This is a genomic window from Pseudomonas sp. 18-147, from assembly GCF_051048045.1.
Classification (GTDB): domain Bacteria; phylum Pseudomonadota; class Gammaproteobacteria; order Pseudomonadales; family Pseudomonadaceae; genus Pseudomonas; species Pseudomonas aeruginosa.
On the sequence record NZ_CP182296.1, the window covers coordinates 6101630 to 6127978 of the forward strand.

23 protein-coding genes and 2 tRNA genes are annotated in these 26349 nt (G+C 65.9%); 24 read left to right on the forward strand and 1 reads right to left on the reverse strand.

Going from position 1 to position 26349, the window contains the following annotated elements; all coding sequences use genetic code 11:
- The first annotated feature begins 16 nt into the window (after window positions 1-16).
- Together ACM0M4_RS28785 and ACM0M4_RS28790 are read left to right on the forward strand one after the other, a co-directional pair.
- Window positions 17-1099 (forward strand): oxidoreductase, encoded by a 1083-nt coding sequence (locus tag ACM0M4_RS28785; RefSeq protein ID WP_003123651.1) that lies wholly within the window; start codon window positions 17-19, stop codon window positions 1097-1099.
- Between the two features lie 113 nt (window positions 1100-1212).
- A tRNA-Phe gene (locus tag ACM0M4_RS28790) sits at window positions 1213-1288 on the forward strand.
- A gap of 56 nt (window positions 1289-1344) precedes the next feature.
- Here the strand turns inward: ACM0M4_RS28790 and ACM0M4_RS28795 are convergent.
- Complete coding sequence (locus ACM0M4_RS28795) at window positions 1345-2082, reverse strand: SDR family NAD(P)-dependent oxidoreductase (RefSeq protein WP_010793676.1); 738 nt, start codon at window positions 2080-2082, stop codon at window positions 1345-1347.
- A gap of 158 nt (window positions 2083-2240) precedes the next feature.
- Between ACM0M4_RS28795 and ACM0M4_RS28800 the strand changes: the two genes are divergently transcribed.
- The 22 genes from ACM0M4_RS28800 to arcA all read left to right on the forward strand — a co-directional run bounded on the left by ACM0M4_RS28800 (window position 2241) and on the right by arcA (window position 26292).
- Window positions 2241-2930 (forward strand): DUF502 domain-containing protein, encoded by a 690-nt coding sequence (locus ACM0M4_RS28800; protein WP_003105540.1) that lies wholly within the window; start codon window positions 2241-2243, stop codon window positions 2928-2930.
- A gap of 248 nt (window positions 2931-3178) precedes the next feature.
- Window positions 3179-3952: an ABC transporter ATP-binding protein gene (locus ACM0M4_RS28805; protein WP_003096153.1), complete on the forward strand. Its 774-nt coding sequence runs from the start codon at window positions 3179-3181 to the stop codon at window positions 3950-3952.
- A gap of 14 nt (window positions 3953-3966) precedes the next feature.
- A complete protein-coding gene (locus tag ACM0M4_RS28810; protein WP_003096156.1) occupies window positions 3967-4719 on the forward strand; it encodes an ABC transporter substrate-binding protein in 753 nt (250 codons plus the stop codon).
- Window positions 4720-4780: 61 nt separating this feature from the next.
- Window positions 4781-5476, forward strand: coding sequence for an ABC transporter permease (locus ACM0M4_RS28815; RefSeq protein WP_054376180.1), 696 nt, complete (start codon window positions 4781-4783; stop codon window positions 5474-5476).
- The gene (locus ACM0M4_RS28820; RefSeq protein ID WP_023100031.1) at window positions 5473-6165 is read left to right on the forward strand and encodes an ABC transporter permease; all 693 of its coding nucleotides are present in this window, start codon (window positions 5473-5475) and stop codon (window positions 6163-6165) included. Before ACM0M4_RS28815 ends, ACM0M4_RS28820 begins: the two co-directional genes overlap by 4 nt.
- Window positions 6166-6233: 68 nt before the next feature.
- Entirely contained in the window at window positions 6234-7454 is a 1221-nt protein-coding gene (locus tag ACM0M4_RS28825) for a methyltransferase (protein WP_016264063.1), read from the forward strand.
- A gap of 403 nt (window positions 7455-7857) precedes the next feature.
- Window positions 7858-8328 carry a MarR family winged helix-turn-helix transcriptional regulator gene (locus ACM0M4_RS28830; protein WP_003110596.1) on the forward strand — a complete coding sequence of 157 codons (471 nt, stop codon included), beginning with the start codon at window positions 7858-7860 and terminating at the stop codon, window positions 8326-8328.
- A 3-nt stretch (window positions 8329-8331) separates the two neighbouring features.
- A complete protein-coding gene (locus tag ACM0M4_RS28835) occupies window positions 8332-9810 on the forward strand; it encodes an efflux transporter outer membrane subunit (RefSeq protein ID WP_010793674.1) in 1479 nt (492 codons plus the stop codon).
- 14 nt (window positions 9811-9824) lie between these two features.
- Complete coding sequence (locus ACM0M4_RS28840) at window positions 9825-11009, forward strand: efflux RND transporter periplasmic adaptor subunit (RefSeq protein ID WP_003105511.1); 1185 nt, start codon at window positions 9825-9827, stop codon at window positions 11007-11009.
- Window positions 11010-11019: 10 nt separating this feature from the next.
- Window positions 11020-12549, forward strand: coding sequence for a DHA2 family efflux MFS transporter permease subunit (locus tag ACM0M4_RS28845; RefSeq protein WP_003161208.1), 1530 nt, complete (start codon window positions 11020-11022; stop codon window positions 12547-12549).
- A 73-nt stretch (window positions 12550-12622) separates the two neighbouring features.
- Window positions 12623-12698 (forward strand) — tRNA-Thr (locus tag ACM0M4_RS28850).
- Window positions 12699-12933: 235 nt separating this feature from the next.
- Window positions 12934-13992 (forward strand): dTDP-glucose 4,6-dehydratase, encoded by a 1059-nt coding sequence (rfbB, locus tag ACM0M4_RS28855; RefSeq protein WP_003096179.1) that lies wholly within the window; start codon window positions 12934-12936, stop codon window positions 13990-13992.
- Window positions 13989-14897 (forward strand): dTDP-4-dehydrorhamnose reductase, encoded by a 909-nt coding sequence (rfbD, locus tag ACM0M4_RS28860; protein ID WP_003118020.1) that lies wholly within the window; start codon window positions 13989-13991, stop codon window positions 14895-14897. Before rfbB ends, rfbD begins: the two co-directional genes overlap by 4 nt.
- On the forward strand, window positions 14894-15775 hold the full coding sequence (gene rfbA, locus ACM0M4_RS28865) for a glucose-1-phosphate thymidylyltransferase RfbA (RefSeq protein WP_003105518.1): 882 nt from the start codon (window positions 14894-14896) through the stop codon (window positions 15773-15775). The genes rfbD and rfbA overlap by 4 nt, the downstream gene beginning before the upstream one ends.
- Window positions 15775-16320, forward strand: coding sequence for a dTDP-4-dehydrorhamnose 3,5-epimerase (gene rfbC, locus ACM0M4_RS28870; RefSeq protein ID WP_003096184.1), 546 nt, complete (start codon window positions 15775-15777; stop codon window positions 16318-16320). The genes rfbA and rfbC overlap by 1 nt, the downstream gene beginning before the upstream one ends.
- Window positions 16321-16379: 59 nt before the next feature.
- Entirely contained in the window at window positions 16380-18218 is a 1839-nt protein-coding gene (dctB, locus tag ACM0M4_RS28875) for a two-component system sensor histidine kinase DctB (protein ID WP_023436471.1), read from the forward strand.
- The gene (dctD, locus tag ACM0M4_RS28880; RefSeq protein WP_003096187.1) at window positions 18215-19603 is read left to right on the forward strand and encodes a two-component system response regulator DctD; all 1389 of its coding nucleotides are present in this window, start codon (window positions 18215-18217) and stop codon (window positions 19601-19603) included. Before dctB ends, dctD begins: the two co-directional genes overlap by 4 nt.
- A 240-nt stretch (window positions 19604-19843) precedes the next feature.
- On the forward strand, window positions 19844-20839 hold the full coding sequence (gene dctP, locus ACM0M4_RS28885; protein ID WP_003105525.1) for a C4-dicarboxylate TRAP substrate-binding protein DctP: 996 nt from the start codon (window positions 19844-19846) through the stop codon (window positions 20837-20839).
- 18 nt (window positions 20840-20857) lie between these two features.
- Window positions 20858-21490, forward strand: coding sequence for a C4-dicarboxylate TRAP transporter small permease protein DctQ (dctQ, locus tag ACM0M4_RS28890; protein WP_003105527.1), 633 nt, complete (start codon window positions 20858-20860; stop codon window positions 21488-21490).
- Complete coding sequence (dctM, locus tag ACM0M4_RS28895) at window positions 21487-22770, forward strand: C4-dicarboxylate TRAP transporter large permease protein DctM (RefSeq protein WP_003105529.1); 1284 nt, start codon at window positions 21487-21489, stop codon at window positions 22768-22770. The genes dctQ and dctM overlap by 4 nt, the downstream gene beginning before the upstream one ends.
- 795 nt (window positions 22771-23565) lie before the next feature.
- On the forward strand, window positions 23566-25014 hold the full coding sequence (arcD, locus tag ACM0M4_RS28900) for an arginine-ornithine antiporter (protein ID WP_003123669.1): 1449 nt from the start codon (window positions 23566-23568) through the stop codon (window positions 25012-25014).
- A 21-nt stretch (window positions 25015-25035) separates the two neighbouring features.
- Window positions 25036-26292, forward strand: coding sequence for an arginine deiminase (arcA, locus tag ACM0M4_RS28905; protein ID WP_023108863.1), 1257 nt, complete (start codon window positions 25036-25038; stop codon window positions 26290-26292).
- The last annotated feature ends 57 nt before the right edge of the window (window positions 26293-26349 follow it).

Consider the following 26349-nt stretch of genomic DNA (forward strand, 5'->3'; position numbering starts at 1 on the left):
CCCGACGGAGGCCGCCATGACCCCATCCCTCTCTGGCCTGCCTCCGATCCGCACCGCGCTGATCGGCTACGGCTTCGCCGGCAAGACCTTCCACGCCCCGCTGATCCGCGCGGTACCGGCGTTGTGCCTGGAGCACGTGGTCTCCCGCGACCCTGGGCGGGTGCACGCCGACCTGCCCGAAGCCCGGGTCAGCGCCGATCCGGATGAGGCCATCGAGGCCGCCGACATCGACCTGGTGGTCATCGCCTCGCCCAATGCCACCCACGCCAGCCTCGCCGAACGGGCCTTGCGCGCCGGCAAGCACGTGGTGGTGGACAAGCCGTTCACCGTCACCCTGGCCGAAGCCCGGCGCCTCGCCGACCTCGCCCGTGAACGGCCTGGGCAGGTCCTCTCGGTGTTCCAGAACCGGCGCTTCGACAGCGACTTCCTCGCCGTGGAGGCCGCCCTGCAGGCCGGCAGCATCGGCCCGGTGCGCTACTTCGAGTCGGCCATCGAGCGCTTCCGTCCGCAGGTCCGCGACCGCTGGCGCGAACACGACCTGCCCGGCTCCGGGCTGTGGTTCGACCTCGGCCCGCACCTGCTCGACCAGGCACTGTGCCTGTTCGGCGTACCGCAGCGTGTGCACGGACACCTGCGCCGGCTGCGCGAGGGTGCGCAGACCGACGACTGGTTCGAGGTCCTGCTCGATTATCCGCACTGCCAGGTAGCGCTGCGCGCCAGCATGCTCGCCGCCAATCCGGCGCCACGCTTCAATGTGCACGGCGACCACGGCAGCCTGCTAAAGGCCGGCGCCGACATCCAGGAAGCGCAACTGCTCCAGGGACTGCACCCCGGTTCCGCCGGCTGGGGCCGCGATCCCGACCTGCTGCAGCACATCGATGGCCAGGGCCTGCGCCAGTCGCTGGTCACCCCGGCGGGCGACCAGAGCCGCTACTACCAGGCGCTGGCCGCCGCCATCCGCGGCCAGTCGCGCAACCCGGTGTCGGCGCAACAGGCCTGCGCGCTGATGGCCCTGCTGGAGTTGGCACGACGCTCCGCCGAGGAAGGCCGGAGCCTGCCGGTGGAGCTGCGCGACGAGGAACGCCAGGCCTGGAACTGAGGCCCGGCAGTCCGGCGGAAACCGCGAGGGGATCGTAAGGCGTTAAAAAACAAAAAAAATTTCTTCGCCGGTGTTGACACTGCCGCGCTAAACCCGTTTAATTGCGCCCCGTTGCCCAGGTAGCTCAGTTGGTAGAGCAGGGGATTGAAAATCCCCGTGTCGGCGGTTCGATTCCGTCCCTGGGCACCATGAATACGACGAAAAGGCTCACCTCCGGGTGGGCCTTTTTGCTTTCCGCCGTTCGCCTAGACGTGCTGCCCGCCGTTGACGTGGATTTCCGCGCCATTCACGTAGGATGCGCCGCTGGTGCAGAGGAAGTAGATCAGCGAAGCGATCTCCTCCGGCCGGCCGAGGCGGTGCAGCGGGATGCTGCGCTCGACGATCTCCTCGGTGCCCGGCGACAGGATCGAGGTGTCGATCTCCCCCGGCGCGATGGCGTTCACCCGCACCCCATGCGGGCCGAAGTCGTGGGCCATCTCGCGGGTCAGCGCGGACAACGCCGCCTTGGAAGTGGCGTAGGCCACCCCGGCGAACGGATGCACCTTCGAGCCGGCGATGGAGGTCACGTTTATCACCGTTCCCTGCGCCGCCTTCAGCTCGGCGAACAGGCCGCGCGCCAGCAGCGCGGTGGAGAACAGGTTGACGTTGAACACCCGCAGCCAGGTGGCGTAGTCGGTTTCCAGCACACCGAGGCGCGCGCCGTCTTCGCCCTTGGGCGAGATGCCGGCATTGTCCACCAGTGCGTGGAGCCGACCGTCGCCGAGCTTCTCGCGGATCAGTTCCAGGCTGGCCTCGACGCCGGGAATGTCCTCCAGGTCCAGATGGATGTGGTTTTCCTCGCCGTCCGCCCAGGGACATTCGCTGGCCCAGCTCTGCCGCGACGCGGTGAACACCCGCCAACCCGCGGCATTGAAGTACTTCACCGTGGCATGCCCGATACCGCGGCTCGCCCCGGTCAGCAACAGGGTCTTTCTCTCCGCCATACGCCCTCCGTGAAGGCCTGCTGGAATGAACGCGACTCGCACAGCCTACAAGGAATGACGAATCGCCGCGGCGGATCTTTCGCCCATCCCGGCGAACGGCCGAGCGTGAGCCAGGCAGTGCCGATAGACTAGGCGGACCTTGTCCGGACCCCCGATCGATGCTGAAGAAAAGCTTCAACTCCCTGCTCACCACCTGGCTCGCCGGCCTGCTGGTGATGCTGCCGCTGGTACTCACCTTGGCCTTGCTGGCCTGGGTGGTCAGCTTGCTGAACCGCTTCGTCGGTCCATCCAGCCTGATCGGTCGCGGCTTCGCCGCCATCGGCCAGCCGCTCGCCGGCGATTCGCCACTGGCCTACCTGCTCGGTACCGCGCTACTGCTGGTAGCCATCTACCTGCTTGGCCTCGGCGTACAGCTAGGCCTGAAGCGGCCGCTGGCCAACCTGTTCGACCTGACCCTGCGGCGCACCCCGCTGATCGGCAACCTGTACAACCTGGCCGACCGTTTCGTCGGCCTGCTGGACAAGAAGCAGGACGCCGACATCGCCGCAATGAGTCCGGTGTGGTGTTTCTTCGGCGGCGACGGCGCCGCCGTGCTGGCGCTGATGCCCAACCCCGAAGCGGTGGAACTGGACGGCCGCGCGCACTACGCGATCCTGGTGCCGACCGCGCCGATCCCGGTGGGCGGCGGCCTGCTCTACGTTCCGGTGGAATGGGTGAAACCGGCACAGATCGGCATGGACACCTTCACCAGCATCTATGTGTCGATGGGCATCACCCCACCGCCGCCGCTGGCCGCCGCCAAGGTGCTGGCGGAGCCGCGCGCGGAGCAGCCGCCGGCGGCTCCATAGGCGGTCCCGCATGCCCGGGAACGGGGCGCGCACCGACCTCCAGGCTCTGCTTCAGGTCAGGGTTCGCCAGGAGTTTTCTTCGAAAGCCGACAGTTTTGTTCCCACGCGACAGCGCACTGCAGCGATGCGACAAGATGCCGCCAACCCCGCTCCAGAGGCACGCCGCCTGCTTGGCTCCGGTTGAAGCGCTGTGCTAGCTTGCCTTCGCCAGGAAGGCCCTTCCAATCCGAATAACAAGAGGAAAATCCATGGCCGAGGCCACCCCCGCACTGGAAATCCGTAACCTGCACAAGCGCTACGGCGACCTCGAAGTGCTCAAGGGCATCTCCCTCACCGCCCGCGACGGCGACGTGATCTCCATCCTCGGATCGTCCGGCTCGGGCAAATCCACCTTCCTGCGCTGCATCAACCTGCTGGAGAACCCGCACCAGGGCCAGATCCTGGTCTCCGGCGAAGAGCTGCGCCTGAAGAAGAGCAAGAACGGCGACCTGGTCGCCGCCGACAGCCAGCAGATCAACCGGCTGCGCAGCGAACTCGGTTTCGTCTTCCAGAATTTCAACCTGTGGCCGCACATGAGCATCCTCGACAACGTGATCGAGGCGCCACGTCGCGTACTGGGCAAGAGCAAGGCCGAAGCGATCGAGATCGCCGAGGGCCTGCTGGCCAAGGTCGGCATCGCCGACAAGCGCCACAGCTATCCCGCGCAACTTTCCGGCGGCCAGCAGCAACGCGCGGCCATCGCCCGGACCCTGGCCATGCAACCCAAGGTGATCCTGTTCGACGAGCCCACCTCGGCGCTCGACCCGGAAATGGTACAGGAAGTGCTTAACGTGATCCGTGCGCTCGCCGAAGAGGGCCGGACCATGCTGCTGGTCACCCACGAAATGAGCTTCGCCCGCCAGGTTTCCAGCGAGGTGGTATTCCTCCACCAGGGCCTGGTAGAAGAGCAGGGAACGCCGCAACAGGTTTTCGAAAACCCCCAGTCGGCGCGCTGCAAACAGTTCATGTCCAGCCACCGCTAACGGAGCAACACCGCATGAAGAACTATAAGAAGATCCTGCTGGCCGCCGCTGCAACCCTGGCCTTCGCCCTCGACGCCAGCGCCGCCGACAAGCTGCGCATCGGCACCGAAGGCGCCTACCCGCCCTTCAACGGCATCGATGCCAGCGGCCAGGCGGTCGGCTTCGACCTCGACATCGGCAAGGCGCTGTGCGCCAAGATGAAGACCGAGTGCGAGGTGGTGACCTCCGACTGGGACGGCATCATCCCGGCGTTGAACGCCAAGAAGTTCGACTTCATCGTCGCGTCCATGTCGATCACCGACGAGCGCAAGCAGGCAGTCGACTTCACCGATCCCTACTACACCAACAAGCTGCAGTTCGTCGCGCCGAAGAGCGTCGACTTCAAGACCGACAAGGACTCCCTGAAGGGCAAGGTGATCGGCGCCCAGCGCGCCACCATCGCCGGCACCTGGCTGGAAGACAACATGGCCGACGTGGTCACCATCAAGCTCTACGACACCCAGGAGAACGCCTACCTCGACCTCTCCTCGGGGCGCCTGGACGGCGTGCTGGCCGACAAGTTCGTGCAGTACGACTGGCTGAAGAGCGACGCCGGCAAGGAGTTCGAGTTCAAGGGCGAACCGGTGTTCGACAACGACAAGATCGGTATCGCCGTGCGCAAGGGCGACCCGCTGCGCGAGAAGCTCAACGCCGCGCTGAAGGAAATCGTCGCCGACGGTACCTACAAGAAGATCAACGACAAGTACTTCCCCTTCAGCATCTATTGATGCCAAGCCAGGCCACCGCCGGGCGCGTCCCGGCGGTGGCCGCCTTCAGGCCTGACTTCTCATGATTCTCGACCTGCATGGGTTCGGCGAGCAACTGCTCGCCGGTACCTGGATGACCCTCAAGCTGTCGCTGGCGGCGGTCTGCGTGGGGCTGTTGCTCGGCCTCCTCGGCGCCATCGCGAAGACTTCGAAGTACGCGGCCCTGCGTTTCCTCGGCGGCACCTACACCACCATCGTCCGTGGCGTGCCGGAAACGCTCTGGGTACTGATGATCTATTTCGGCACGGTGAGCGGCCTGAACGCCCTCGGCGACCTTTTCGGCAAGCCGGACCTGGCGCTCTCGCCGTTCGCCGCCGGCACCCTGGCCCTCGGCCTGTGTTTCGGCGCCTACGCCACCGAGGTGTTCCGCGGCGCGCTGTTGTCCATTCCGCGCGGCCATCGCGAGGCCGGCCAGGCGCTCGGCCTGTCGCCCGGACGGATATTCTGGCGCATCGTCCTGCCGCAGATCTGGCGGGTCGCCCTGCCCGGCCTCGGCAACCTGTACCTGATCCTGCTGAAGGACACCGCGCTGGTGTCGCTGATCACCCTCGACGAGATCATGCGCAAGGCGCAGGTCGCCTCCAACGCGACCAAGGAACCCTTCACCTTCTACATGACCGCGGCCGCCATCTACCTGAGCCTCACGGTCGTCATCATGGTCGCCCTGCACTTCCTCGAACGTCGCTCCGGCCGTGGTTTCGTGAGGAACGAGCTATGAGCGAGTGGGAGCTGATCCTCAAGTGGATGCCGAAGATGCTCCAGGGCGCGGCGCTGACCCTGGAGCTGCTGGCGATCGCGGTGGTCGCCGGGCTCGCCCTGGCCCTGCCGCTGGGCATCGCCCGCGCCTCGCGGCACTGGTACGTGCGCACGGTGCCGTACGCCTACATCTTCTTCTTCCGCGGCACGCCGCTGCTGCTGCAACTGTTCATCGTCTACTACGGCCTGGCGCAGTTCGAGGAAGTGCGCAAGAGCGCCTTCTGGCCCTACCTGCGCGATCCGTACTGGTGCGCGCTGCTGACCATGACCCTGCACACCGCCGCCTATATCGCCGAGATCCTCCGCGGCGCGATCCACTCGGTGCCGGTCGGCGAGGTGGAGGCCGCCCGTGCCCTCGGCATGTCGCGGCGCCAGGCGCTCTGGCACATCATCCTTCCGCGCGCGGTGCGCATCGGCCTGCCGGCCTACAGCAACGAAGTGATCCTGATGCTCAAGGCCAGCGCGGTGGTCTACACCGTGACCCTGTTCGACATCATGGGCATGGCCCGGACCATCATCGCCCGCACCTACGAATCGATGCTGTTCTTCTGCCTGGCCGGCGCGCTGTACCTGGTGATCACCATCGTGCTGACGCGGATATTCCGCCTGATCGAACGCTGGTTGCGGGTCGACGCCACCCAGGGCCGCTGAGCGGGCGCTTTCCGATGCCTGCGGGGCGGCTATAATCGCCGCCCCGTTTTCCCGCTGCCGCTCGCATCGTGTCCGAAACCTTCCCGTTCCTCACTGGCGACGCCCTGTCGCAGCGCTTCCTCGCGCTGGACGCGTTCCTCCTCGAACACCAGCGGCTCTGGCGACCCCGCCCGTTCAGCGAACCGACCCTGGCGTGGGAAGCCGAACACACCGAGCTGGCGTCCTGGCTGCGCGGGCGCAGCCTCGAACAGGCCGACGCGGAGCACAACCAGCCCACCCGCCTGGCCGCGCCCGCGCCTTATCCGCAGCTCGCCGCCCAAGCCGCGGCGCTGGGCGCGGTCGGCGAACTGCCATTGGCGGAACGCCCGCAGGCACCGAACCGCTTCAACGTCGACGTACCGGGACGCAAGTGGCAGCAGATCGGCCTGTTCGCCGGGCGCCTGCAGTTCGCCCGGCCGGTCGTCCACTGGCTCGACTGGTGCTCCGGCAAGGGCCATCTGGGCCGCCTGCTGGCCCATGCGGGGCAACCGCTGACCTGCCTCGAACACGATCCCGCGCTGGTCGCCGACGGACAGCGCCTGAGCGACCGCCTGGGGCTCTCCGCCCACCACCTCCGCCAGGATGTGCTGGCCGCGGACTGCGCCGAGCGCCTGCTTCCCGGGCATACGCCAGTGGCCCTGCACGCTTGCGGCGAACTGCACCTGCGCCTGCTGCGCCTGGCCAGCCAGGCCGGCTGTCGCCAACTGGCGGTGGCGCCATGCTGCTACAACCGCATTCCGGGGCCTTTCTACCAGCCACTCTCGCAAGCAGCAGGCCGATCGCTGCTCGCGCTATCGCTTGACGACCTGCGCCTGCCCCTGAGCGAGACAGTCACCGCCAGCCAACGGGTCCGTCGCCAGCGCGACCAGTCGATGGCCCGGCGCCTGGGTTTCGACCTGCTGCAGCGCGAGCTACGCGGAATCGACCAGTACCTCAGCGTGCCTTCCCTTCCGGTGGCCTGGCTGGAACGTCCATACGCCGACTACTGTCGCGAACTCGCCGCCCTCAAGGGACTTCCCGAACCGGCCGCGCGCGACTGGCAGGCGCTGGAAGCGGCCGGCTGGAAGCGCCTGGCGATGGTCCGCAACCTGGAACTGGTGCGCGCCCTGTTCCGCCGCCCGCTGGAACTCTGGCTGCTGCTGGACCGCTGCCTGTATCTGGTCGAACAGGGCTATAGCGTCCGCCTGGGCGAGTTCTGTCCGACCTCCCTGTCTCCGCGAAACCTGCTGATCCTTGCGGAGCGCAGCTGATACGGGTGTTCCGGATGGTTGCCCACACAACCTGTGGATAAGTCTGGTGACAAGTTCTGGGAAACATCTGCCGAGGGGCCCGTATCCAGGGGCAGCCAATGCTGTTCAAAAAATGAACAGAAAAAATAAAATCCATATAAAACAATATCTTGATAACAACCGAAATAACCACAGCGACTCTTAGAGCGTTTCCTTCCTATCCCTTGCCCACTTGTGCATAAGCCTGGCTTTCCGGTTAATCCGAAAGTGGACTTCAGCACCGGCAATAGTTGCAGAACGGCATCGCATGACGTTCGAAGGAACGGATTGTTCTTTTATTGCAACGGTTGAGCTCTTGTTAATCGCTGCCTAGGCAGTATTATTTTGAAACACTTTCCCTGCCTAGACAGCGATCCCCTCCCCCATGGGTCACTACAGCGCCTCCGACTTTCCCTTCAAGGGCTCCATTGGCCAGCTCATCGGCGTCAGTGCCGCGACCAAGGACCGCATCCTCGAGAAGCACCTCGCCGCGCTGGACATCACCGCCGCCCAGTTCAAGGTGCTGATCTTCGTCGGTCTCAACCGCGCCAACAGTCCGGTCGAACTGTGTCGCGAGCTGTCGGTGGACAGCGGCTCGATGACGCGCATGCTGGCGCGCCTGGAGAAAAAAGGGCTGCTGCTGCGCGGCCGCTGTCCCGAAGACCGCCGTTGCCTGCGCCTGGATCTCAGCGAAGCGGGACGGAAGGTCCAGGAGCAGCTTCCGCTGATCGCCTCGGCGGCGATGAACGAGCTGGTCGCCTGCCTGAGCACGGAAGAATTGCAGACGCTGACCCATCTGCTGACCAAGGTTCTGCTACACGCCGGCTGCCCTAGGGCCAGCCTGCAGGAGTCCTGATCCATGCCGTTCCCTCTTCTCCATCCCTGGCCGCAGCGATTGGCGCTGGCCTCGGCGATACTGCTGGCCGCCGGCTGCGTCACTTCCGAAGGCCTGGAACCGAACGCCCAACTGCAACCGGCAGGCGCCCTCCAGGCGGGCAGGAGCCTGGACGGCGTAGCCCTTTCGCCAGCGGCCTGGCCGCGCCAGGACTGGTGGACCGGGCTCGGCGACCGGCAGCTCGACCAACTGATCGGCGAAGCCCTGCAAGGCACCCCCGACCTGCAGATCGCCGAGGCGCGTGCGCGCCAGGCGGCGGCAACGGCCCAGGCGCAAGATGCCGCGCGCCAGCCGACGCTGGACGCCAAGGCCAGCTACTCCGGCATCCGCGCGCCGACCAGCGTGGCCCCGGCACCGCTCGGCGGCCGCTATTCGGCGATCAAGTACCTGTCGCTCGGCTTCAACTACGACTTCGACCTCTGGGGCGGCGAGCGCGCCGCCTGGGAAGCCGCCCTCGGCCAGGCCAATGCCGCCCGGATCGACAGCCAGGCCGCGCGCATCGGCCTCTCGGCGAGCATCGCCCGCGCCTACAGCGACCTCGCCCACGCCTTTACCGTGCGCGATCTCGCCGAGGAAGAACTGAAGCGCTCGCAGCGCATGACCGAGCTGAGCCAGAAGCGCATGAGCGCCGGGCTCGACAGCAAGGTCCAGCTGCAACAGACGCAGACCCAGCTGGCCACCGCCCGCCAGCAGCTCAGCGCCGCCGAGCAGGACATCGCCAGCGCCCGCATCGCCCTCGCCGTGCTGCTGGGCAAGGGGCCCGATCGCGGTCTCGAACTGCAGCGCCCGCAACCGCTGAACCCGGCCAGCCTGAGCCTGCCCTCGGTGCTCCCGGCGGAACTGCTCGGCCGCCGCGCCGACATCGTTGCCGCGCGCTGGCGGGTCGAGGCGGCGCGCCGCAACATCGACTCGGCGAAGACCGAGTTCTATCCCAACCTCAATCTCGGCGCGATGGCCGGCCTCGCCGCCCTGCACACCAGCGACGTGTTGCAGGCGCCGAGCCGCTTCTTCCAGGTGGCGCCGGCGATCTCCCTGCCGATCTTCGACGGTGGCCGCCGCCGCGCCAACCTGGCCGAACGCGACGCCGACTACGACCTGGCCGTCGGCCAGTACAACAAGACGCTGGTCCAGGCCCTCGGCGAGGTCAGCGACGACCTCGGCAAGTTGCGCTCCCTGGAGCAGCAGGTGATCGACCAGCGCCAGGCCCGCGATATCGCCAGGTCCAACTTCGACCTGGCCATGCGTCGCTACGGCGAAGGCGTCGGCAGCTACCTCGACGCCCTCAGCGTGCAACAGCAACTGCTGGTCGCCGAACGCCAGCTGGCCAGCCTGGAGAGCCAGCAGATCGATCTTTCCGTCCAGCTGGTCCAGGCCCTGGGCGGCGGTTTCCAACCCGATTCCCGCTCCGCTGCGCTCGCTACCGCGAAAGCGCCGGCAGAATGAACGAGGCACCCACCATGACTACCGCCAACAGCGAAACCCCCGCCGGCAACCCGAAGCGCAAGCGCTGGTTGCTGATCCTGCTCGCCGTGATCGTTCTCGCCACCCTGGCCAGCGTGGCCTGGGAGTTCTTCTACGGCCGCTGGCACGAGGACACCGACGACGCCTACATCAACGGCAACGTGGTACAGATCACCCCGCAGATCGTCGGCACCGTGGTCAGCATCGGCGCCGACGACGGCGACCTGGTGCGCAAGGGCCAGGAACTGGTCAGGTTCGATCCCAGCGACGCCGACATCGCCCTCCAACGCGCCGAGGCCAACCTGGCCCACACCGTGCGCCAGGTGCGCGGGCTGTTCAGCAACGTCGACGGCTATCGCGCCGAGGTCGCCACCCGCAAGGTCGCGCTGGCCAAGGCCGAGGCCGACTACAAGCGGCGCAAGAACCTCGCCGACGACGGCGCCATTTCCCAGGAGGAACTGGCCCACGCCCGCGACGCCCTGGACAGCGCGAAAGCCTCGCTGACCAGCTCGGAACAGCAGTTGAACACCAATCGCGCGCTGGTCGACGACACCCAGATCACCTCCCATCCGGACGTCAAGGCCGCCGCCGCGCAACTGCGCCAGGCCTACCTGGACGACGCCCGCTCGACCATCGTCGCGCCGGTCACCGGCTACGTCGCCAAGCGCAGCGTACAGGTCGGCCAGCGCGTGCAACCGGGCACTGCGCTGATGGCCGTGGTCCCGCTGGACCAGATCTGGATCGACGCCAACTTCAAGGAAACCCAGCTCAAGCACATGCGTATCGGCCAGCCGGTGGAGATCCGCTCCGACCTCTACGGCAGCGACGTGCGCTACAGCGGCACCGTCGACAGCCTCGGCGTGGGAACCGGCAGCGCGTTCTCCCTGCTGCCGGCGCAGAACGCCACCGGCAACTGGATCAAGATCGTCCAGCGGGTGCCGGTGCGCATCCATATCGATCCGCAAGAATTGCAGAAGCATCCGCTGCGCATCGGCCTGTCGATGGACGTCAAGGTCGACCTGCACGACCAGAGCGGCCCGGCCCTGGCCCAGCAGCCACCGCGCGAAGCGCTGTTCTCCACCGATGTCTACCAGCAGCAACTGGCCTCGGCCGACAAGCTGATCGAACGCCTGATCGAAGCCAACCTCGCCGAAGACCACGGCAAGACCGCCCAGCGTTGAGCCCGCCAGCATGAGCGAAAGCAGCAGCTTCTCCCCGCCCAGCCTGGTGATGGCGACCATCGGCCTGTCCCTGGCGACTTTCATGCAGGTGCTCGACACCACCATCGCCAACGTCGCCCTGCCGACCATCTCCGGTAACCTCGGGGTGAGTTCGGAACAGGGCACCTGGGTGATCACCTCGTTCGCCGTGAGCAACGCCATCGCCCTGCCGCTGACCGGCTGGCTGGCCCGGCGGGTCGGCGAGGTGCGCCTGTTCATCGCCGCCGCGCTGCTGTTCGTACTCGCCTCGTTCCTCTGCGGCATCGCCCAGTCGATGCCTTCTCTGGTCGGCTTCCGCGCCTTGCAGGGCTTCGTCGCCGGGCCGCTGTATCCGATCACCCAGACCCTGCTGATCTCCATCTACCCACCGGCGAAGCGCGGCATGGCCCTGGCCCTGCTGGCGATGGTCACGGTGGTGGCGCCGATCGCCGGGCCGATCCTCGGCGGCTGGATCACCGACGACTACAGCTGGCCGTGGATTTTCTTCATCAACGTGCCGGTCGGCCTGTTCGCCGCTTTCGTCGTCTACCAGCAACTGAAGGCACGCCCGGTGGTGATCAAGAAGGCGCCGATGGACTACGTCGGCCTGACCGCCCTGGTGATCGGCGTCGGCGCCCTGCAGATCGTCCTCGACAAGGGCAACGACCTGGACTGGTTCGAGTCGAACTTCATCGTCGGCGGCGCGCTGATCGCGGCGATCGCCCTGGCCTTCTTCATCATCTGGGAATTCACCGACCGCCATCCGATCGTCAACCTGCGCCTGTTCGCCCACCGCAACTTCGCCGCCGGCACCCTGGCGCTGGTGCTGGGCTATGCCGCGTTCTTCGGCATCAACCTGCTGCTCCCGCAATGGCTACAGACCCAGATGGGCTACACCGCCACCTGGGCCGGGCTGGCCGCCGCGCCAATCGGCATCCTCCCGGTGTTCCTCTCGCCGCTGGTCGGCCGCTACGCCAACCATTTCGACCTGCGCATGCTCGCCGGCCTGTCGTTCCTGGCGATGGCCATCACCTGCTTCATGCGCGCCAACTTCACCACCGAGGTCGACTACCAGCACATCGCCATCGTGCAGTTGATCATGGGGCTCGGCGTGGCGTTCTTCTTCATGCCGATCCTGAGCATCCTGCTCTCCGACCTGCCCCCCGACCAGATCGCCGACGGCTCCGGCCTGGCCACCTTCCTGCGCACCCTCGGCGGCAGCTTCGCCGCCTCGCTGACCACCTGGATCTGGAACCGCCGCGCCACCCAACACCACGCCTACCTCAGCGAAAACATCAGCCTCTACGACCCGGCCACCCACGAAACCCTCGCCCAGCTCGGCGGCAACACCCAGGCGAACGCGGCGCTGCTCGACCGGATGGTGCAGAGCCAGGCCTACATGATGTCCACCATCGACTACTTCACCATGCTCGGCTGGCTGTTCCTCGCCCTGCTGGTGATCATCTGGCTGGCCCGCCCGCCGTTCGGCGCCAAGCCCGGCGCGGCCGCCTCCGGGCACTGAGGACGAACGGCATTCGGGCAGGAAAATCAGTGGTTTACTCCTGGCGGCGGCTGGCTATAATGTCGCCCTCTTCGCCGGTATAGCTCAGCTGGTAGAGCAACTGACTTGTAATCAGTAGGTCCCGGGTTCGACTCCTGGTGCCGGCACCACGAATCCCCGAAAAGCCCCGCCTCGCGCGGGGCTTTTTTGTTTTATCCTCCTACCTGCCGCCCGATGATGGCACTTCGCATAGAATGCCGGGTCAGATGCACCTACCAGATCTGGGGTTGGCAGGATCGCCATTTTTCCCGTACTAATCGTCGTCTTCACGATCGATTGGTACACCTTGGCGGGACGTGTCGAAGCAGCCCTACGGACAACCACTGCTTGAACAAGGTATGACTCATGACGATTCTCGTGACCGGCAGCGCCGGCTTCATCGGCGCCAATTTCGTGCTCGACTGGCTGGCCCTGCATGACGAGCCGGTGGTCAGCCTCGACAAGCTCACCTACGCCGGCAACCGGCAGAACCTCGCCAGCCTCGACGGCGACGCCCGGCACACCTTCGTCGCCGGCGATATCGGCGATAGCCAGCTGGTAGCCCGCCTGCTCGCCGAGCACCAGCCGCGGGCGATCCTCAACTTCGCCGCGGAATCTCATGTGGACCGCTCGATCCACGGCCCCGAGGACTTCATCCAGACCAACATCGTCGGCACCTTCCGCCTGCTGGAAGAAGTGCGCGCCTACTGGGGCGCGCTGGAGCCGGAAGCGAAGGCGGCATTCCGCTTCCTCCACGTCTCCACCGACGAAGTCTATGGCTCGCTGGCACCGAGCGATCCGGCCTTCACTGAGAACAACCGCTACGAGCCGAACAGTCCCTACTCGGCGTCCAAGGCGGCCTCCGACCACCTGGTGCGGGCCTATCACCACACCTACGGGCTGCCGGTGCTGACCACCAACTGCTCGAACAACTACGGCCCCTACCACTTCCCGGAAAAGCTCATCCCACTGGTGATCCACAACGCCCTGGCCGGCAAGCCGCTGCCGATCTACGGCGACGGCCAGCAGATCCGCGACTGGCTCTACGTCAAGGACCATTGCAGCGCCATCCGCCGGGTCCTCGAAGCCGGGCAACTGGGCGAGACCTACAATGTCGGCGGCTGGAACGAAAAGGCCAACCTCGACGTGGTCGAGACCCTCTGCGCCATCCTCGACCAAGAGCAGCCGCGCGCCGACGGCCGCAGCTATCGCGAGCAGATCACCTTCGTCAAGGATCGTCCGGGCCATGATCGCCGCTACGCCATCGATGCCACGCGCCTGGAGCGCGAGCTGGGCTGGAAGCCGGCGGAAACCTTCGAGACCGGCATCCGCAAGACCGTGCGCTGGTACCTGGACAACCAGGACTGGGTGGCCAACGTAACCAGCGGTGCCTACCGCGAGTGGGTGGGTAAGCAGTACGCATGAACCGGATCCTTCTCCTCGGCGCCAACGGCCAGGTCGGCTGGGAGCTGCAGCGCGCCCTGGCGCCGCTGGGCGAACTGCTGGTCTGTGACCGCCGGCGCGCCGATCTCGCCGACCCCGAAGGCCTGGCGCGACTGGTTCGCGCCGAGCGGCCGCAGTTCATCGTCAACGCCGGTGCCTACACCGCGGTGGACAAGGCCGAGAGCGATGCCGACAACGCCCGCCTGATCAATGCCCGCGCCGTCGCGGTACTGGCCGAGGAGGCCGCGGCCTGCGGCGCCTGGCTGGTGCATTACTCCACCGACTACGTGTTCGACGGCGCGGGCAGCGTGCCTTTCGCCGAGGACGCGCCGACCGGCCCGCTGAGCGTCTACGGGCAGACCAAGCTGGAAGGCGAGCAGGCCATCCGCGCCAGCGGCTGCCGCCACCTGATCTTCCGCACCAGCTGGGTCTACGCCGCGCGCGGCGGAAACTTCGCCAAGACCATGCTGCGCCTGGCCGGGCAACGCGACGAACTCAAGGTCGTGGCCGACCAGTTCGGCGCGCCCACCAGCGCCGAGCTGATCGCCGACGTCACCGCCCAGGCCCTGCAGCGCCTGCGCTGGGATGCCGAGCTGGCAGCACGGGCCAGCGGCACCTACCACCTGGTCGCCAGCGGCGAGACGTCCTGGCACCTCTATGCGCGCTTCGTCATCGAACAGGCGCTGGAGCGGGGCTGGGAGTTGCAGGCGACGCCGCAGCGGGTCCTGCCGATCGCCACCGAGGACTACCCGGTGCCGGCGAAGCGTCCGGCCAATTCGCGCCTCGACAACCGCAAGCTGCAACAGGTCTTCGGCCTGGTACTGCCAGACTGGCGCTACCATGCCGGACGCATGATCCAGGAACTGAGCGAGCAGGGACCACTATGAAACGCAAGGGCATCATCCTCGCCGGAGGCTCGGGCACCCGCCTGCACCCGGCAACGCTGGCCATCTCCAAGCAGTTGCTGCCGGTGTACGACAAGCCGATGATCTACTACCCGCTCAGTACCCTGATGCTGGCGGGCATCCGCGAGATACTGATCATCTCGACCCCACAGGACACCCCACGCTTCCAGCAGTTGCTGGGCGACGGTTCGAACTGGGGCCTGGACCTGCAATATGCCGTGCAACCGTCGCCGGACGGCCTGGCCCAGGCCTTCCTGATCGGCGAGTCGTTCATCGGCAACGACCTCAGCGCGCTGGTCCTGGGCGACAACCTCTATTACGGCCACGACTTCCACGAGTTGCTCGGCAGCGCTTCGCAGCGCCAGACCGGCGCCAGCGTCTTCGCCTACCACGTGCTGGACCCGGAGCGCTACGGCGTGGTCGAGTTCGACCAGGGCGGCAAGGCCATCAGCCTGGAAGAGAAGCCACTGGAGCCGAAGTCGAACTACGCGGTCACCGGCCTGTATTTCTACGACCAGCAGGTGGTGGACATCGCCAGGGACCTGAAGCCTTCGCCGCGCGGCGAGCTGGAGATCACCGACGTCAACCGCGCCTATCTGGAGCGCGGCCAGCTCAGCGTGGAGATCATGGGCCGCGGCTACGCCTGGCTGGATACCGGCACCCACGATTCGCTGCTCGAGGCCGGCCAGTTCATCGCCACCCTGGAGAACCGCCAGGGTCTCAAGGTGGCCTGCCCGGAAGAGATCGCCTACCGGCAGAAGTGGATCGACGCCGCGCAACTGGAAAAACTCGCCGCGCCGCTGGCCAAGAACGGCTACGGCCAATACCTCAAGCGCCTGCTGACCGAGACCGTGTACTGATGAAAGCGACCCGCCTGGCAATCCCCGACGTCATCCTCTTCGAACCCCGGGTGTTCGGCGACGATCGCGGATTCTTCTTCGAAAGCTACAACCAGCGCGCCTTCGAGGAGGCCTGCGGTCATCCGGTCAGCTTCGTCCAGGACAACCATTCGCGTTCCGCCCGTGGCGTCCTCCGCGGCCTGCACTACCAGATCCGGCAAGCCCAGGGAAAACTGGTGCGCGCCACTCTCGGCGAGGTATTCGACGTGGCCGTCGACCTGCGTCGCGGCTCGCCGACCTTCGGCCAGTGGGTAGGCGAACGCCTGAGCGCGGAGAACAAGCGCCAGATGTGGATTCCGGCCGGCTTCGCGCACGGCTTCGTGGTGCTCAGCGAATACGCCGAGTTCCTCTACAAGACCACCGACTTCTGGGCGCCGGAACACGAACGCTGCATCGTCTGGAACGATCCCGAGCTGAAGATCGACTGGCCGCTGCAGGATGCCCCCCTGCTTTCGGAGAAGGACCGCCAGGGCAAGGCATTCGCCGACGCCGACTGCTTCCCCTGAACGGCAGGGAGCGACCGGACTCGGCGCAAGGCGTGATAATTTAGGGCATCCCGTCCGGGATGCCCCGGATACTCGCAGCCACGGCAGGTTCGTTCGTCTTGAAAGCCTATTTCCATCGCTGGCGCTCGCTGGTCATCCTCGCCCTGCTTCTCGCGCCGCTGCTCTGGCCCCTGCAATATTTCGCCGAGCGCTACTACAGCGAGCAGTTGGCCGAGCAGAACCGCCAGACGCTCGACCTCTACGTCGCCAACCTGCTCGGCACGCTGCGCCGCTACGAAGAACTGCCGCAGATCCTCGGCGGCCTGCCGGTGCTGCGCCAGGCCCTGCAACAACCTGGCGACCCGCTGCTGCAGAAGATCGCCAACGAGGCGCTGGCCGACATCCGCCGACGCACCGGCGCCGACGTGATCTACCTGCTGCAACCGGACGGCACCACCCAGGTCGCCTCCAACTGGGCCCAGGCGGACAGTTTCGTCCACCGCAACTTCGCCTTCCGCCCCTATTATCGCGAGGCCATGCAGGGCCGCCTGGCGCGCTTCTTCGGCCTGGGCACCACCTCGATCAAGCGCGGCTACTACTTCGCCAGTGCGGTGAAGGAAGGCTCGCGGATCATCGGCGTGCTGGTGGTGAAGGTCGATCTCGAACACATCGAACGGCTCTGGGGCAATTCCCCGGAGCAACTGCTGGTGATAGACAACTACGGCGTGGTGATCCTCTCCTCCCGCGAGGATTGGCGCTTCCATGCCAGTCGGCCGCTGAGCGCGGCGGAGCGCGACGAGATCCACGCCAACATCCCCTACCCGGTGCAGGACCCGAAGCCCCTGCGCCTGCAACAGAGCGCCTGGCTCAGCCAGAGCCGGACGCTACCGGAAACCGGCTGGACGGTGAGCATCTACGCCCCCCGCACCCTCATCGAACGGCCGGTGCGCAGCGTCCTGCTGATCGGCGGCGCGACCCTGCTCGCCCTGCTCCTGCTGCTTACCCTGCTGACCCTCAGCCGCCGTCACTACCTGGACCGCATCGCTCTCGAGGCCGAGGCCAAGCGCCAGTTGGAAGAGCGCGTACTGGAACGCACCCGCGAGCTGGAGAACGCCAACGCGCAGTTGCAGCAGGAAGTCCACGAACGCGAGCAGGCCCAGCGCGAGCTGATGCGCGCCCAGGACGAAGTGGTCCAGGCCGGCAAGCTCACGGCCCTCGGCACCATGTCGGCGAGCATCAGCCACGAACTCAACCAGCCGCTGGCGGCGATCCGCAGCTACGCCGACAACGCCCGGGTGCTGCTCGACCACCAGCGCACCGAGGACGCCCGCGGCAATCTCGAGCAGATCAGCGACCTCACCACCCGCATGGCCTCGATCATCGCCCACCTCAAGGCCTATGCCCGCGGTGCGCGCCGGGCGCCGGAGAACGTGCAGCTGCAGCCGGCGATCGAGGACGCCCTGTCGATGCTCGCCAGTCGGCGGCGGGCGATGAACGTCGAACTGCTGCGCGACGTGCCGGACGCCCCGCTGTGGGTCCAGGCCGGCGAGACCCGCTTGCGGCAAATCCTCGGCAACCTGCTCACCAATGCCCTCGACGCGCTCGCCGAGAAAGCTCCGCCGCGGCGCCTGTGGGTAATCGCCAGCCAGGACCAGCACGGCGTGACCCTGACTCTGCGCGACAACGGCCCGGGGTTTTCCGAGGACGCCCTGGCCCACGCCCACGAACCCTTTTTCACCACCAAGACCACCGCCAAAGGGCTCGGCCTCGGCCTGGCCATCTGCGATAACCTATTGCGCGCCCTCGGCGGCCGCCTGGAAATGGGCAACCATCTCGAAGGCGGCGCCGTGGTGCGCCTGCACTTGCTGCCGGGAGTTCCCGGCGTCGCCGCCATGCCCCAGGAGGAAACCCGCGCATGAGTCCCTTCGCGCCATTCGATGCCCAGACCCAGGTCCTGCTGATCGACGACGATCCGCACCTGCGCCAGGCCCTGCGCCAGACGCTCGACCTCGCCGGGCTCAAGGTCGCGACCCTGGACGACGCGCGCCAGTTGGATACCGCGCAGTGCAAGGACTGGCCCGGGGTGGTGGTCAGCGACATCCGCATGCCCGGCATCGATGGCATGGAACTGCTCCGCCAATTGCACGAACAGGACGCCGACCTGCCGGTGATCCTGATCACCGGCCACGGCGACGTGCCGCTGGCGGTCCAGGCCATGCGCGGCGGCGCCTATGACTTCCTGGAAAAGCCCTTCCCCAGCGACGCCCTGCTCGACAGCGTGCGCCGCGCCCTGGAGGTGCGCCGGCTGGTCCTGGAGAACCGCACCCTGCGCCTGGCCCTGGCCGAACGCCACGAGCTGCATGGGCGCCTGATCGGACGCTCGGCCGGCATGCAGCGCCTGCGCGAGCAGGTCGGCTCGCTGGCGGCGATCCAGGCCGACGTGCTGGTCCTTGGCGAAACCGGCGCCGGCAAGGAGGTGGTCGCGCGGGCCCTGCATGACCTGTCGAGCCGACGCGACGGACCGTTCGTCGCGATCAACGCCGGCGCCCTCGCCGAATCGGTGGTGGAAAGCGAACTGTTCGGTCACGAGGCCGGCGCCTTCACCGGCGCGCAGAAGCGCCGCATCGGCAAGTTCGAGTACGCCAATGGCGGCACCCTGTTCCTCGACGAGATCGAGAGCATGAGCCTGGACGTGCAGGTCAAGCTGTTGCGCCTGCTGCAGGAACGGGTAGTCGAGCGGCTCGGCTCCAACCAGTTGATCCCGCTGGATATCCGCATCATCGCGGCAACCAAGGAAGACCTGCGCCAGGCCGCCGACCAGGGCCGCTTCCGCGCCGACCTCTATTACCGCCTCAACGTCGCCAGCCTGCGCATTCCACCGCTGCGCGAGCGCGGCGAAGACATCCCGCTGCTGTTCCGCCATTTCGCCGAAGCCGGCGCCATGCGTCATGGCCTGACGCCACGCGAACTGGACGCCGGCCAGTCGGCGCGGCTGCTGGCCTACGACTGGCCGGGCAACGTGCGCGAATTGCAGAACGCCGCCGAGCGCTTCGCCCTGGGTCTCGGCCTGAGCCTGGACGACGGAGTCCTGCCCGACGCCGCCGACGAGCCGCACAACCTCAGCGCCAAGGTCGAGGCCTTCGAGCGCTCGCTGATCGCTGCCGAACTGGAACGCCCGCACAATTCGCTGCGCAGCGTCGCCGAGGCCCTCGGTATCCCGCGCAAGACCCTGCACGACAAGCTGCGCAAGCACGGCCTGCCGTTCAACACGCCTGGCGAAAATCCGCCAGATGATGGCGAATGAATGGCGGATTACCGCCAACCGTTCGCCATCCGCGCCCGCAGCATCTCCCCTGCGTACCCTTGCCCGACTGGCACAGGGCTTGCTCACGGCTTCCCGAGCGTTCCAACAAGCAGAAGACCAGGCGCTTTTCCGATTCACGCAGCATCTGCCGCTGCGCTGCCTAGACTTCCCTTGTTCGGCCACGCCGAGAGGACACCCGTCCTCTTCATAAAAGACAGACAAGAACAAAGAGGAAGTCTCATGCTCAAGCACACCGCGAAGGCGCTCGTCTGCGCACTTTCCCTGACCGTCGCCGGAATCGTCCAGGCAGCCGACCCGATCGTCATCAAGTTCTCCCACGTCGTCGCCGAGCACACGCCCAAGGGCCAGGGCGCGCTGCTGTTCAAGAAACTGGTGGAGGAACGCCTGCCGGGCAAGGTCAAGGTGGAGGTCTACCCGAACTCGTCGCTGTTCGGCGACGGCAAGGAGATGGAAGCCCTGCTGCTGGGCGACGTGCAGATCATCGCGCCGTCGCTGGCCAAGTTCGAGCAGTACACCAAGAAATTGCAGATCTTCGACCTGCCGTTCCTGTTCGACAACATCCAGGCGGTCGACCGCTTCCAGCAGAGCCCGCAGGGCAAGGAGCTGCTGACCTCGATGCAGGACAAGGGCATCACTGGCCTCGGCTACTGGCACAACGGGATGAAGCAGTTGTCCGCCAACAAGCCCCTGCGCGAGCCGAAGGACGCCCGCGGCCTGAAGTTCCGCGTGCAGGCCTCCAAGGTGCTCGAGGAACAGTTCAAGGCGGTGCGCGCCAACCCGCGCAAGATGAGCTTCGCCGAGGTCTACCAGGGCCTGCAGACCGGCGTGGTCAACGGTACCGAGAACCCCTGGTCGAACATCTACTCGCAGAAGATGCACGAAGTGCAGAAGTACATCACCGAGTCCGACCACGGCGTGCTGGACTACATGGTGATCACCAACACCAAGTTCTGGAACGGCCTGCCGGAAGACGTGCGCGGCGTGCTGGCCAAGACCATGGACGAGGTCACCGTGGAGGTGAACAAGCAGGCCGAGGCGCTCAACCAGGGCGACAAGCAGCGCATCGTCGAGGCCAAGACCAGCGAGATCATCGAACTCACTCCCGAACAGCGGGCCGAATGGCGCAAGGCCATGCAGCCGGTGTGGAAGAAGTTCGAAGGCGAGATCGGCGCCGACCTGATCAAGGCCGCCGAAGCCGCCAACCAGGCCCAATAAGAAGAAGAGGGAAAGCCCATGCACGCGCTCGCGCGCGTCTGGGCGCGCCTGGAGGAAGGCCTGATCGCCTTCCTCCTCGCCGCCATGACGCTGGTTACCTTCGTTTATGTAGTCCTCAATAACCTCTATACGCTGCTCTACGATCTCGCCGATCTCTGGGAGGGCGGCAACGAGACGCTGCTCGCCATCGGCGATGGGGTCCTCACCCTGGCCCAGGAGATGACCTGGAGCAACGCCCTGACCAAGGCCCTGTTCGCCTGGCTGATCTTCCTCGGCATCGCCTACGGCGTACGCACCGCCGGGCACCTCGGTGTGGACGTGCTGGTGAAGCTGGCCTCGCGACCGGTACAGCGAGTGCTCGGCGTGATCGCCTGCCTGGCCTGCCTCGGCTACGCCGGCCTGCTCTGCGTGGCCAGCTACGACTGGGTGAAGACCCTGTTCATCGCCGGCATCGGCGCCGAGGACCTCGACCACTTCGGCATCCGCCAATGGCACATCGGCCTGATCGTGCCGGTCGGCTTCGCCCTGGTGTTCATCCGTTTCGCCGAGATCCTCGTGCGCATCCTGCGCAACCGCCAGACCGGACTGGGACTGGCCGACGAGGCTGCCGACGCGCTGAAGCTGACCGAGCACGAGGAGCCCAAGGCATGACCATTCTGTTCCTCTTCCTGCTGCTCTTCCTGCTGATGTTCATCGGCGTGCCGATCGCCGTCTCCCTGGGTCTCTCCGGCGCACTGACGATCCTCCTGTTCAGCCCGGACTCGGTACGCTCGCTGGCGATCAAGCTGTTCGAGACCTCCGAGCACTACACCCTGCTGGCGATCCCGTTCTTCCTGCTCTCCGGCGCGTTCATGACCACCGGTGGCGTGGCGCGGCGCCTGATCGACTTCGCCAACGCCTGCGTCGGACACATCCGTGGCGGCCTGGCGATCGCCGCGGTGCTCGCCTGCATGCTCTTCGCCGCGCTATCCGGCTCGTCTCCGGCAACGGTGGCGGCAGTGGGTTCGATCGCCATCGCCGGCATGGTCCGCTCGGGTTATCCACAGGCGTTCGGCGCTGGGATCGTCTGCAACGCCGGCACCCTCGGCATCCTCATCCCGCCATCGATCGTGATGGTGGTCTACGCCGCCGCCACCGAGACCTCGGTGGGCAAGCTGTTCATCGCCGGCGTGGTTCCGGGGCTGCTGCTGGGACTGATCCTGATGGTGGTGATCTACATCGTCGCCCGGGTCAAGAAGCTGCCCGCCATGCCAAGGGTCAGTCTGCGCGAATGGCTGGCCAGCGCGCGCAAGGCGCTGTGGGGGCTGCTGCTGATGGTGATCATCCTCGGCGGCATCTATTCCGGCGCCTTCACCCCCACCGAGGCCGCCGCCGTCGCCGCGGTGTACTCGGCCTTCGTCGCACTGTTCGTCTACCGCGACATGCGCCTGAGCGAATGCCCGAAGGTGCTGCTGGAGTCCGGCAAGCTGACCATCATGCTGATGTTCATCATCGCCAACGCCATGCTCTTCGCCCACGTGCTGACCACCGAGCAGATACCGCAGAGCATCGCCAGCTGGGTCACGGAACTGGGACTTTCGCCATGGATGTTCCTGCTGGTGGTGAACATCGTGCTGCTGATCGCCGGCAACTTCATGGAGCCTTCGGCGATCATCCTGATCCTGGCGCCGATCTTCTTCCCCATCGCCATGGAGCTGGGCATCGATCCGATCCACCTCGGCATCATCATGGTGGTGAACATGGAGATCGGCCTGATCACGCCGCCGGTCGGGCTCAACCTGTTCGTCACCTCGGCGGTCACCGGCATGCCGCTGGGCGCGACCATCCGCGCAGCGCTGCCGTGGCTGATGATCCTGCTGGTGTTCCTGATCATCGTGACCTACATCCCGGCGGTATCCCTGGCATTGCCGAACTGGCTGGGGATGAGCTGACGGAACGGTAACGACGGCGGAAAACCCCGCCCTGCGCTCGGGCCTTCGGCAAAAATCCGCTCATGCCGCAGGCCCGTGCCCCGCAGTTGACGGGCCGGGCCACCTGTCGATGGCTGGCACGCCGCTTGCTCAATCGCTCGCAGTGCCCCTGGCACCGGCTTTCGGTTCGCCCAGCGAACCGCGCCCTTCGGCCACGAACCGGATGGCGGCCCCTTCCCCTGTGCCGACGTGCGCCAGCACGCGCGGCGGGTGGGCGGCGATCCCGTCCCCCCAGCGGTCTTCATACCCTGAAGCCCAAATGAAGAGCCCGGCGAACGCCGGGCTTCTTCATTTCTTTCCTTGTGCTTTTTCGTTCTTTGATAAGAGCGGAAAATTATTTTTACTTATAAATAAAAAATACTCCTCTCGAAATACTGCAACACTTCCCTGGAAAGTCGCGGCGGTTTTTCGACGGACCGTCAACAAGCCGGCGACCACCCACCTGAAAGTCAGAATACCGTCTCGCGAAATTCATTGATCGGCATCAACAATCCGGCTTGATCCGAGGCTTATAGCCCGATTTCGAGCAATTTCAAGCTTTCCCCGTAGCGGATGGCAAGACTTCCCCTATCACATGAAAAAACCGCCCTATTGCGGGCAGGTCTTAGATTCCTCTTCTATCTTTGGCACTCGCAACTTACAGGAATGCGTCATCTAATTACTTTGAGTAGGAAGCTATTGACGTGGATCAGCATTCAACAATAGCCGCTGCCGCCTAATGGCTTCACTCTCAATTCCTATAGGGAGATTCCGAAAATGTCCCAAGAATCCAGCCAAAAACTCCGACTAGGAGCGCTAACGGCTCTGGTTGTCGGCTCGATGATCGGAGGGGGCATCTTCTCCCTTCCGCAAAACATGGCAGCCAGCGCCGACGTCGGCGCCGTCCTGATCGGATGGGCGATCACCGCCGTCGGCATGCTCACCCTCGCTTTCGTCTTCCAGACCCTCGCCAACCGCAAGCCCGAACTCGACGGCGGCGTGTACGCCTACGCCAAGGCCGGCTTCGGCGACTACATGGGTTTCTCCTCGGCCTGGGGCTACTGGATCAGCGCCTGGCTGGGCAACGTCGGCTACTTCGTCCTGTTGTTCAGCACCCTCGGCTACTTCTTCCCGATCTTCGGCAAGGGCGACACCGTCGCGGCGATCGTCTGCGCCTCGGTCCTGCTCTGGGCCCTGCACTTCCTGGTGCTGCGCGGGATCAAGGAGGCGGCGTTCATCAACACCGTCACCACCGTGGCCAAGGTCGTGCCGCTGTTCCTGTTCATCCTGATCTGCCTGTTCGCCTTCAAGCTGGACATCTTCACCGCCGACATCTGGGGCAAGAGCAACCCGGACCTGGGCAGCGTGATGAACCAGGTACGCAACATGATGCTGGTCACCGTCTGGGTGTTCATCGGCATCGAGGGCGCGAGCATCTTCTCCTCCCGCGCGGAAAAACGTTCCGACGTCGGCAAGGCCACCGTGATCGGCTTCATCACCGTCCTGCTCCTGCTGGTGCTGGTCAACGTGCTGTCCATGGGCGTGATGACCCAGCCGGAACTGGCCAAGCTGCAGAACCCGTCGATGGCGCTGGTACTCGAGCATGTGGTCGGCCACTGGGGCGCCGTGCTGATCAGCGTCGGCCTGCTGATCTCGCTGCTGGGCGCGCTGCTCTCCTGGGTGCTGCTGTGCGCCGAGATCATGTTCGCCGCCGCCAAGGACCACACCATGCCGGAGTTCCTGCGCCGCGAGAACGCCAACCAGGTGCCGGCCAACGCCCTGTGGCTGACCAACATCTGCGTACAGGTGTTCCTGGTGGTGGTGTTCTTCACCTCGGGCGACCCGGACGGCATGGACCCGTACACCAAGATGCTGCTCCTGGCCACCTCGATGATCCTGATCCCGTACTTCTGGTCCGCCGCCTATGGCCTGCTGCTGACCCTGAAGGGCGAGACCTACGAGAACGATGCCCGCGAACGCAGCAAGGACCTGGTCATCGCCGGCATCGCCGTGGCCTACGCGGTCTGGCTGCTCTACGCCGGGGGCCTGAAGTACCTGCTGCTGTCCGCCCTGCTGTATGCGCCCGGCGCGATCCTTTTCGCCAAGGCCAAGCACGAGGTCGGCCAGCCGATCTTCACCGGAATCGAAAAACTGATCTTCGCCGCAGTCGTCATTGGCGCCCTGGTGGCTGCCTACGGCCTCTACGACGGTTTCCTCACCCTCTGATTACTCCACTGGAGACGTGAAATGAGCACGGAAAAAACCAAACTTGGCGTCCACTCCGAAGCCGGCAAACTGCGCAAAGTGATGGTCTGCTCGCCCGGACTCGCCCACCAGCGCCTGACCCCGAGCAACTGCGACGAGTTGCTGTTCGACGACGTGATCTGGGTGAACCAGGCCAAGCGCGACCACTTCGACTTCGTCACCAAGATGCGCGAGCGCGGCATCGACGTCCTCGAGATGCACAATCTGCTGACCGAGACCATCCAGAACCCGGAAGCGCTGAAGTGGATCCTCGATCGCAAGATCACCGCCGACAGCGTCGGCCTGGGCCTGACCAGCGAGCTGCGCTCCTGGCTGGAGAGCCTGGAGCCGCGCAAGCTGGCCGAGTACCTGATCGGCGGCGTCGCCGCTGACGACCTGCCCGCCAGCGAAGGCGCCGACATCCTCAAGATGTACCGCGAGTACCTGGGCCATTCCAGCTTCCTGCTGCCGCCGTTGCCGAACACCCAGTTCACCCGCGACACCACTTGCTGGATCTACGGCGGCGTGACCCTGAACCCGATGTACTGGCCGGCGCGACGACAGGAAACCCTGCTGACCACCGCCATCTACAAGTTCCACCCCGAGTTCGCCAACGCCGAGTTCGAGATCTGGTACGGCGACCCGGACAAGGACCACGGCTCCTCGACCCTGGAAGGCGGCGACGTGATGCCGATCGGCAACGGCGTGGTCCTGATCGGCATGGGCGAGCGCTCCTCGCGCCAGGCCATCGGTCAGGTCGCCCAGTCGCTGTTCGCCAAGGGCGCCGCCGAGCGGGTGATCGTCGCCGGCCTGCCGAAGTCCCGCGCCGCGATGCACCTGGACACCGTGTTCAGCTTCTGCGACCGCGACCTGGTCACGGTCTTCCCGGAAGTGGTCAAGGAAATCGTGCCCTTCAGCCTGCGCCCCGATCCGAGCAGCCCCTACGGCATGAACATCCGCCGCGAGGAGAAAACCTTCCTCGAAGTGGTCGCCGAATCCCTCGGCCTGAAGAAACTGCGCGTGGTCGAGACCGGCGGCAACAGCTTCGCCGCCGAGCGCGAGCAATGGGACGACGGTAACAACGTGGTCTGCCTGGAGCCGGGCGTGGTGGTCGGCTACGACCGCAACACCTACACCAACACCCTGCTGCGCAAGGCCGGCGTCGAGGTCATCACCATCAGCGCCAGCGAACTGGGTCGCGGTCGCGGCGGCGGCCACTGCATGACCTGCCCGATCGTCCGCGACCCGATCGACTACTGACAGACAACCCTCTCTCGAGCTGAACGGCGGCGTCCCCAGGAGGGGCGCCGCCCACCG